This is a genomic window from Teichococcus aerofrigidensis (assembly GCF_054073225.1).
Map to the genome: position 1 here is coordinate 1 of NZ_JBSXMU010000136.1, position 7,585 is coordinate 7,585.

A 7,585-nucleotide genomic window follows, 5' to 3' on the forward strand; every position below is an offset into this window, starting at 1 on the left:
GAGCTGGCGGTGCGGCAGCGCGCGCTTGCCGTGCAGCAGGCGCAGCTGGACCAGGCCGCGGCGCGGCGCGAGCAGGCCGCCGCGGCTCTCGACCTGGCGCGCCGCAACGCCTCCTATGCCGAGATCCGCGCGCCCTTCGACGGCATCGCCGGCAACCGCGCGGCGCAGCTCGGTCAGCTGGTCCGCCCCGGGCAGCGGCTGCTGGCGGTCGCGCCGCCGCCGGAGCGGCTCTATGTGGTCGCCAACTTCAAGGAGACGCAGCTGGCCGGCATGCGGCCGGGGCAGCCGGTGGAGATCACCGTCGATGCCATTCCGGGCGTCGTCTTCCATGGCCGGGTGGACAGCTTCGCCCCCGGCACCGGCAGCCAGTTCAGCCTGCTGCCGCCGGAGAACGCCACCGGCAACTTCACCAAGATCGTGCAGCGCGTGCCGGTGAAGCTGGTGCTGGAGCCGGGGCAGGACCCGGCGGCGCTCGCCCTGCTGCGCCCCGGCCTCTCGGTGGTGGCCGAGGTCGATACCCGCGCCGATCCGGGCGCGCCGCGCGGGGTGCTGGCCGCCGCCGCCGGCACGCTCGGCCTGCGCTGAGGGCGCCGTGAGCGCCAGCCTCGCCGCCGGTGGCGCGCCCGCCGCGGCCGGCCTGCCCCTGAAGGCCCGCATCGGCTTCATGGCGATGGTCTTCGGCATGTTCATGGCGATCCTGGACATCCAGATCGTCGCCGCCTCGATCTCGGAGATCCAGGCCGGCCTCGCCGCCAGCCCGGACGAGGCGAGCTGGGTGCAGACCAGCTACCTGATCGCCGAGATCGTCATGATCCCGCTCTCGGGCTTCCTCTCGCGCCTGCTCTCCACCCGGGTGCTGTTCACCGCCTCGGCCACCGGCTTCACCGTCTTCTCGCTCGCCTGCGCGCTGTCCTCCAGCCTGGGCACCATGGTGGTGTTCCGCGCCGCCCAGGGCTTCATCGGTGGCGCCATGATCCCGACGGTCTTCGCCGCCAGCTTCATGCTCTTCCCGCCCAGCCGGCGCGCCTCGGCGACCGTGCTGATCGGCCTGACCGCGACGCTGGCGCCGACCATCGGCCCGACCCTCGGCGGCTGGCTCACCCAGAGCTTCTCCTGGCACTGGCTGTTCCTGATCAACGTGCCGGTCGGCCTAGCCATCGCGCTCACGGTCTGGAACACGGTGGACATCGACCGCCCGGACCCCGCACTGCTGGCGAGGTTCGACTGGTGGGGGCTGCTCGCCATGGCCGCCTTCCTCGGCAGCCTGGAATACGTCATGGAGGAGGGGCCGCGCTGGGACTGGCTGCAGGACGGCACGGTGCGGGTCTTCGCCCTGGTCTGCCTGGGCGGCGGCGCCGCCTTCTTCTGGCGGGCGCTGACCCGGGCAGAGCCGATCGTCGACCTGCGCGCCTTCCGCAACCGCAACTTCGCCATCGGCTGCCTGTTCAGCTTCATCCTGGGCACCGGCCTCTATGGCTCGGTCTACCTGATCCCGCTCTTCCTGGGGCGGGTGCGCGGCTACAACTCCATGCAGATCGGCGAGGTGATGTTCATCACCGGCCTCTGCATGTTCTGCGTGGCGCCGGTCGTGGGCCGGCTGCTGGCGCGCTTCGACCCGCGGCCGATCCTGGCCGTCGGGCTGCTGCTCTTCTTCATCGCCATGTGGGAGACGGCGCGGCTGACCACCGAGAGCGCCTTCGCCGAGATGGCCTTCCCCCTCGGCCTGCGCGGCGTCGCCATGATGATGTGCATGGCGCCGATCAACCAGATCGCGCTCGGCACCATGGCGCCGGCGCAGCTCAAGGGAGCGGCGGGGCTCTACAACCTGATGCGCAACCTGGGCGGCGCGGTCGGCCTCGCGGTCATCAACACCCTCGTCACCGACCGCTCCTACCTGCACCGGCTGCATCTGACGGAGGCGCTGAACTGGGCGCGGGAGGGGGTGGGGGAATACCAGTCCACCCTGAGCGGCGCGCTGGAGGGCGGGCTGGGCGGCGCGGCCGATCTGGCGGCGCTGGCCCGGATCAAGGGCATGGTGACGCAGCAGGCGCTGGTGCTGGCCTACAACGACGTGCTGATGGTGATGGCCGGCAGCTTCCTGCTCGCCCTGCCGCTGGTGCTGCTGCTGCGCCGCCCGCGGGCGGGCGGCGGCGGCGGGCACTGAGGCCGGACGCCGCGCACCGCCGCCAGCCCTACCGGATCAGCCCGGAGAGCGGGCTGGAGGCATCGGCCGCGTAGTTGCGCGGCATGCGGCCCGCCAGATGGGCGTCGCGCCCGGCCTCGACGGCCGCCTTCATGGCGCGGGCCATGCGCACCGGATCCTTCGCATGGGCGATGGCCGAGTTCAGCAGCACCGCGTCGCAGCCCAGCTCCATCGCCGCCGCCGCCTCGCTCGCGGTGCCGATGCCGGCATCGACCAGCACCGGCACCCGGGCCTGCTGGATGATGGAATGCAGCATGAAGGGGTTGGTCAGGCCGAGGCCCGAGCCGATCGGCGCGCCGAGCGGCATGACGGCGACGCAGCCCATCTCCTCCAGCCGCTTCGCCGCCAGCGGGTCGTCGGCGCAGTAGACCATGACCTCGAAGCCGTCCTTGATCAGCGCCTCGGCGGCCTCGAAGGTGGCCGGCATGTCGGGGTAGAGGAAGGGCGGCGGGCCCAGCACCTCGAGCTTCACCAGGTTCCAGCCTCCCGCCTCGCGCGCCAGGCGCAGCGTGCGGACCGCGTCCTGCGCGGTGTGGCAGCCGGCGGTGTTGGGCAGGTAGGTGTAGCGCTCGGGGCTGACGAAATCCTGCAGCATCGGCGCGTTGCGGTCCGACAGGTTCACCCGCCGCACCGCGACCGTGACCATCTCGGCGCCGCTGGCCTCGATGGCGGCGGCGGTCTCCTCCAGCGACTTGTAGCGCCCGGTGCCGACCACCAGGCGCGAGCGGAAGCGGCGGCCCGCGACCTCCCAGGCCTCGTCGTCGCGACTCGTATGACCGTCCATGGCTTCAGCCCCCGCCAATGAAATGCACGATTTCGAGCGTATCCCCGGCCGTCAGCGCGGTGGCGGCATAGGCCGAGCGCGGCACGATCTCCAGATTGCGCTCCACAGCCACTTTCCGGGTGTCGAGGCTGAGCGTCGCCAGCAGATCCGCGACGGTGGCCTGCTGCTGGATGAGCCGGGGCTCTCCGTTGATGGTGATCTGGATGCTGTCCGCCATGGCCTGGAATGTGGCGCGGGGCGCGTCCCGCTGAAAGGGGGGTGCACATCCGGCCTCTGCCCCGCGCGCGGCGGGCCGGGGGCGGGGGGTCAGCCGGCCGGCTGCGGCGCGGCTTCGGAGGCGGCCTCGCCACCCGCCGGGGCCGCCGGCATGGGGGCCGGGGCGGCGGGAGCGGGGGAGACGGCCGGGGGGAGGATGGCTCCCGCGGGAAGATCCGTGGGAAGACCCGTGGCGGATGCGCCCGGTGCCGCCGGCGCGGCCGCGGGCGCCTCGGCGGGCGGGGGCGGTCCGACGGCCGGGGGCGGGTTGAGCGGCGTGGCCTGCACCCGGGCCGGATCCACGATCTCGTGCGGCTTCGGCGCCGGGGCGGGGGGCGTCTCGTTGGGCACGGTGTAGTCGGCGACGATGCGCACCTGCTGCCCGGCGATGACCAGCACGCGCTGCCCGATGGCGAGGGGCGTCTCGTCCCGCTGCACCACCGAGACCATCTCGCCATTGGGCTTGCGGACGATGTACTCGTAGCCCGGCGAGGAGCCGACCGCCTTCTCCACGCCGGTGCCGATCAGCCCGCCGATCAGCCCGCCGCCGATGCCGGCGAAGGCCGAGGTGATGTCACCGCCGCCCGCCCGCGTGCCGGCCACGCCGCCCGCCGCGGCGCCCGTCACCGCGCCGGTGGTCCCATCGGCCGAGATCTCGACCGGCCGCCGCCCGGCCACCACCCCGGCCTCGACCTTGTTGGCCTGCTGCACCGCGCGGCTGGCATAGGTGTCGGGCGAGTAGCTGGGACTGCAGGCGGCCAGCGCCAGGGCCAGCAGCCCGACTCCGGCGGCGCGGTTCACGCCGGCCCGGATCGCGGCGGGACGGATCATCGCGGCGTCCTTCCTTCATCGGTCATCGCGGGCGCAACCTAGGCAGGCGACGCGGCGGTGTCATCCCGCGCCGGGGCTCGTGCCGGATGCGGAACATCTCCTGGCCTCCTCCCCGTCCTCCTCCCCGGGCCTCCGCGCCGGATCAGGGCGGCGAACCGGAGCGGGGCTTTTTTTGGGGGAACTCTTGACCCGCGCCGGCCTTGTTGCCTGCACTGGGAATATCCGCCGCGCGCAGACAGGAGGCCGCCATGACCGATCCCGCCCTCCCTTCCTCCGGCCCCGCCCGGCCCGCCGCGCCGCCGCCGAGCCGGGTGGTGCTGGTCGTCTCCGCCGGCCTGGCCCTGCTCTTCGTCCTGTTCGGAGCACTGGCGCCGGAGGCGGCGGGCCGGACCTTCGCCGCCCTGCAGGGCTGGATCACGCGCGAGCTCGGCTGGTTCTACCTGATGGCGGTGGCCGGCTTCCTGATCTTCGTCATCGGCCTCGCCATCAGCGGCCATGGCCGGGTGCGTCTCGGCCCCAACCATTCGGAGCCGGCCTACAGCTACCCTGGCTGGTTCGCCATGCTGTTCAGCGCCGGGATGGGGATCGGGCTGGTCTTCTTCGGCGTGGCCGAGCCGGTGACGCACTTCATCCTGCCACCCGAGGCGCCGCCGGCCAGCATCGCCGCGGCGCGCGAGGCGCTGCGCATCAGCTATTTCCACTGGGGCCTGCACGCCTGGGCGATCTATGCCGTGATCGGGCTCAGCCTGGCCTATTTCAGCTACCGCCACGGCCTGCCGCTGACCATCCGCTCGGCGCTCTACCCGCTGGTGGGCGAGCGTATCCACGGTCCGATCGGCCATGCGGTGGATATCTTCGCCGTGCTCGGGACCATGTTCGGCGTCGCCACCTCGCTCGGCCTCGGCGTGCTGCAGGTCAATGCCGGCCTCAACCATGTGCTGGGAGTGCCAAGCAACTTCACCGTGCAGATCGTGCTGATCGCCATCATCACGGCGCTGGCCACGCTCTCCGTCGCCTCCGGCCTCGACCGTGGCATCCGCCTGCTCTCCAGTTTCAACATGGCGACCGCCGGCCTGCTGATGGTCTTCGTCTTCGTGGTCGGCCCGACCACCTTCCTGCTGCAGACCTTCGTGCAGAACCTCGGCGGCTATATCGACAGCTTTGCCGAGCGCACCTTCAACATGTATGCCTACGACCCGAAGGAGTGGCTGGGCAGCTGGACCCTGTTCTACTGGGGCTGGTGGATCGCCTGGTCGCCCTTCGTCGGCATGTTCATCGCCCGCATCTCGCGCGGGCGCACCATCCGCGAATTCGTCATGGGCGTGCTGCTGGTTCCGGCCGGCTTCACCTTCGCCTGGATGACGGTGTTCGGCGACACAGCGATCTGGCTGCACCTGACCGGCGCCACCACCGCCGTCACCGAAACGGTGCAGCGCGACGTCAGCCTGGCGCTCTTCGCGCTGCTGGAGCAGTTCCCCCTGGCGCGGGTCGTCTCCTGGTTCGCCATGGCGCTGATCGTCACCTTCTTCATCACCTCGGCCGACAGCGCGGCGCTGGTCATGGGCACCATCGCCGATGGCGGCCGGGCCGACCCGCCACTCTGGCAGCGCGTCTTCTGGGCGGTCTCCTCCGGCGTGGTGGCCTCGGTGCTGCTGGCCTCGGGCGGGTTGCAGGCCCTGCAGACCGCCTCCATCGCCGGGGCGCTGCCCTTCACCGTGGTGATGATCCTGATGTGCTACGGCCTGCTGCGCGCCCTGCAACGCGAGGGGCTGCGGCAGGACGCGCTGGCGCAGAACCTGCCGCCGCGCCAGCCCGCCTCCTGGCAGCGGCAGTTGCACGGCATCCTGTCGCATCCGCGCCGCGAGGAGGTGACGGCCTTCCTGGAGCGCACCGCCGGGCCGGCACTGGAGGCGGTGGCGGCGGAGCTGCGGCGCCGCGGCCTCTCGGCCGAGGTACGGAAGCGGGAGGGCCGGCTGCGCCTCGTCTCGATGCCGGAGGCGCCGGAGGAATTCCACTACGGCATCCGCCAGCGGGAATACACCATGCCCCGCTTCAGCTACTTCGAGGCGGCCCCCGAGAAGGAGAAGCGCGACCACTACTACCGCGCCGAGGTCTTCCTGGAGGATGGCAGCCAGGATTACGACGTCATGGGCTTCAGCGAGGAGGAGCTGATCCGCGACGTGCTGGCCCAGTACGACCGCCACTTCCAGTACCTGCACGCCATCCGCTCGGTCTGACGGCCCCCCCCCGCCCGCCGGCAGCGATCGATCCCGGCGCGAGGCGCGGCGGCAACCCCGGGCCGCCCCGCCGGTTCCGTCCGCAGTGAGGGAGAACAGCGATGCGTCATCTGCCGGAGGAGATGCGGGCCTGCATCGAGGCCTGCCTGAAGTGCTATGCCACCTGCCTCTCCATGGCCTCGGGCCATTGCCTGGAAGTGGGCGGGAAGCATGCCGAGCCGGCGCATGTCCGGCTGATGCTGGCCTGCGCCGAACTCTGCCGCACCTCGGCCCACATGATGCTGCTCGGCACGCCGCAGCATCGGCGGACCTGCCGGGAATGCGCCGCGCTCTGCCGCGACTGCGCCGCCGATTGCGAGAGGCTGGGCGGGATGGAGGACTGCGTCGCCGCCTGCCGCGCCTGCGCGGAGCAGTGCGAGGCGATGGCCGGCTGAACCGGGGGGCCTGGCTTTCCAGACACTTGAAACCCTGGCGGTGGGGCGCGCCGCGGCCCGCGGGGGCGGCGGCGCTTGCGGTGTGGAAACCCCCCGTGCTACCGCGCCCGACCGGACCCGGACGGAACCCCGACAGTGAACCCGCCGCTGATCTTCATCCTGAATGGCCCCAACCTGAACCTGCTGGGCACGCGCCAGCCGGACATCTACGGGTCCGAGACGCTGGACGACGTCGAGGCGCTCTGCGCCGAGACCGCCGATTCCCTCGGCCTGGCGATCGACTTTCGTCAGAGCAATGTCGAGGGCGAGCTGATCTCCTGGGTGCAGGAGGCGCGCAGCCTGGCCGCCGGCATCATCATCAACCCGGCCGGCTATTCCCACACCTCGATCGCGCTGATGGACGCCCTGCTGGCCTCCGACCTGCCGGTGGTCGAGGTGCATCTGAGCAATATCCATCGCCGGGAATCCTTCCGGCATCTGTCCTATGTCTCGCGCGCGGCGCAGGGCGTGATCTGCGGGCTGGGGCCCCACGGCTATGCCCTGGCCCTGCGGGGCATCGCCGGCATCCTGGCCCAGTCGGACCAGGACTGACCGACCGGGCCGGACCGGCGCCCCCTGACCGGCGCGTAGCAAAGAGGTTGCCAAAGGCATCATGAGCGGCATTTCCTTCGGCCCGGACGCGATCCGCGCCCTGGCCCAGATCCTGCGGGAGACAGATCTCACCGAGATCGAGCTGGCGGACGGGGAAAGCCGCCTCCGCGTCACGCGCAACATCGCCATGGCCGCGGCACCGGCCGCCCCGGTGGCGGTGCCGGCCGTGGCCGCCGCCCCGGCGCCCGCG

General features: G+C 71.9%; 8 protein-coding genes and 1 pseudogene. 6 read left to right on the top strand and 3 right to left on the bottom strand.

Going from position 1 to position 7,585, the window contains the following annotated elements:
• Both ACVMLK_RS18365 and ACVMLK_RS18370 read left to right on the top strand, forming a co-directional pair.
• A partial coding sequence (locus tag ACVMLK_RS18365) for an HlyD family secretion protein (RefSeq protein ID WP_457487214.1) occupies positions 1 to 585 on the top strand: 585 nt, incomplete at its 5' end.
• 7 nt (positions 586 to 592) lie between these two features.
• The gene (locus tag ACVMLK_RS18370) at positions 593 to 2,164 is read left to right on the top strand and encodes a DHA2 family efflux MFS transporter permease subunit (RefSeq protein ID WP_457487215.1); all 1,572 of its coding nucleotides are present in this window, start codon (positions 593 to 595) and stop codon (positions 2,162 to 2,164) included.
• A 28-nt stretch (positions 2,165 to 2,192) separates the two neighbouring features.
• On the opposite strand, the gene ACVMLK_RS18375 is transcribed toward ACVMLK_RS18370, so the two are convergent.
• The 3 genes from ACVMLK_RS18375 to ACVMLK_RS18385 all read right to left on the bottom strand — a co-directional run bounded on the left by ACVMLK_RS18375 (position 2,193) and on the right by ACVMLK_RS18385 (position 4,073).
• Positions 2,193 to 2,987 carry a thiazole synthase gene (locus ACVMLK_RS18375; RefSeq protein WP_198365246.1) on the bottom strand — a complete coding sequence of 265 codons (795 nt, stop codon included), beginning with the start codon at positions 2,985 to 2,987 and terminating at the stop codon, positions 2,193 to 2,195.
• A 4-nt stretch (positions 2,988 to 2,991) separates the two neighbouring features.
• On the bottom strand, positions 2,992 to 3,204 hold the full coding sequence (thiS, locus tag ACVMLK_RS18380) for a sulfur carrier protein ThiS (RefSeq protein ID WP_198365247.1): 213 nt from the start codon (positions 3,202 to 3,204) through the stop codon (positions 2,992 to 2,994).
• Positions 3,205 to 3,293: 89 nt separating this feature from the next.
• The gene (locus ACVMLK_RS18385; RefSeq protein WP_457487216.1) at positions 3,294 to 4,073 is read right to left on the bottom strand and encodes a hypothetical protein; all 780 of its coding nucleotides are present in this window, start codon (positions 4,071 to 4,073) and stop codon (positions 3,294 to 3,296) included.
• Positions 4,074 to 4,321: 248 nt separating this feature from the next.
• On the opposite strand from ACVMLK_RS18385, the gene ACVMLK_RS18390 reads away from it, so the two are divergent.
• From ACVMLK_RS18390 to ACVMLK_RS18405, 4 genes and pseudogenes are all read left to right on the top strand, one after another.
• The gene (locus ACVMLK_RS18390; RefSeq protein ID WP_457487217.1) at positions 4,322 to 6,310 is read left to right on the top strand and encodes a BCCT family transporter; all 1,989 of its coding nucleotides are present in this window, start codon (positions 4,322 to 4,324) and stop codon (positions 6,308 to 6,310) included.
• A gap of 101 nt (positions 6,311 to 6,411) precedes the next feature.
• A complete protein-coding gene (locus ACVMLK_RS18395; protein ID WP_198365249.1) occupies positions 6,412 to 6,744 on the top strand; it encodes a four-helix bundle copper-binding protein in 333 nt (110 codons plus the stop codon).
• 135 nt (positions 6,745 to 6,879) lie between these two features.
• Positions 6,880 to 7,335 (top strand): type II 3-dehydroquinate dehydratase, encoded by a 456-nt coding sequence (gene aroQ, locus ACVMLK_RS18400; protein WP_198365250.1) that lies wholly within the window; start codon positions 6,880 to 6,882, stop codon positions 7,333 to 7,335.
• 61 nt (positions 7,336 to 7,396) lie between these two features.
• Positions 7,397 to 7,585, top strand: a pseudogene (locus ACVMLK_RS18405) (acetyl-CoA carboxylase biotin carboxyl carrier protein); the annotation flags it as partial.

Excerpts from the sequence above, each read along its gene's own strand:
- ACVMLK_RS18375 (WP_198365246.1), bottom strand. The coding sequence starts at position 2,987 with ATGGACGGTCATACGAGTCGCGACGACGAGGCCTGGGAGGTCGCGGGC.
- thiS (WP_198365247.1), bottom strand. The coding sequence starts at position 3,204 with ATGGCGGACAGCATCCAGATCACCATCAACGGAGAGCCCCGGCTCATC.
- ACVMLK_RS18385 (WP_457487216.1), bottom strand. The coding sequence starts at position 4,073 with ATGATCCGTCCCGCCGCGATCCGGGCCGGCGTGAACCGCGCCGCCGGA.
- ACVMLK_RS18390 (WP_457487217.1), top strand. The coding sequence starts at position 4,322 with ATGACCGATCCCGCCCTCCCTTCCTCCGGCCCCGCCCGGCCCGCCGCG.
- ACVMLK_RS18395 (WP_198365249.1), top strand. The coding sequence starts at position 6,412 with ATGCGTCATCTGCCGGAGGAGATGCGGGCCTGCATCGAGGCCTGCCTG.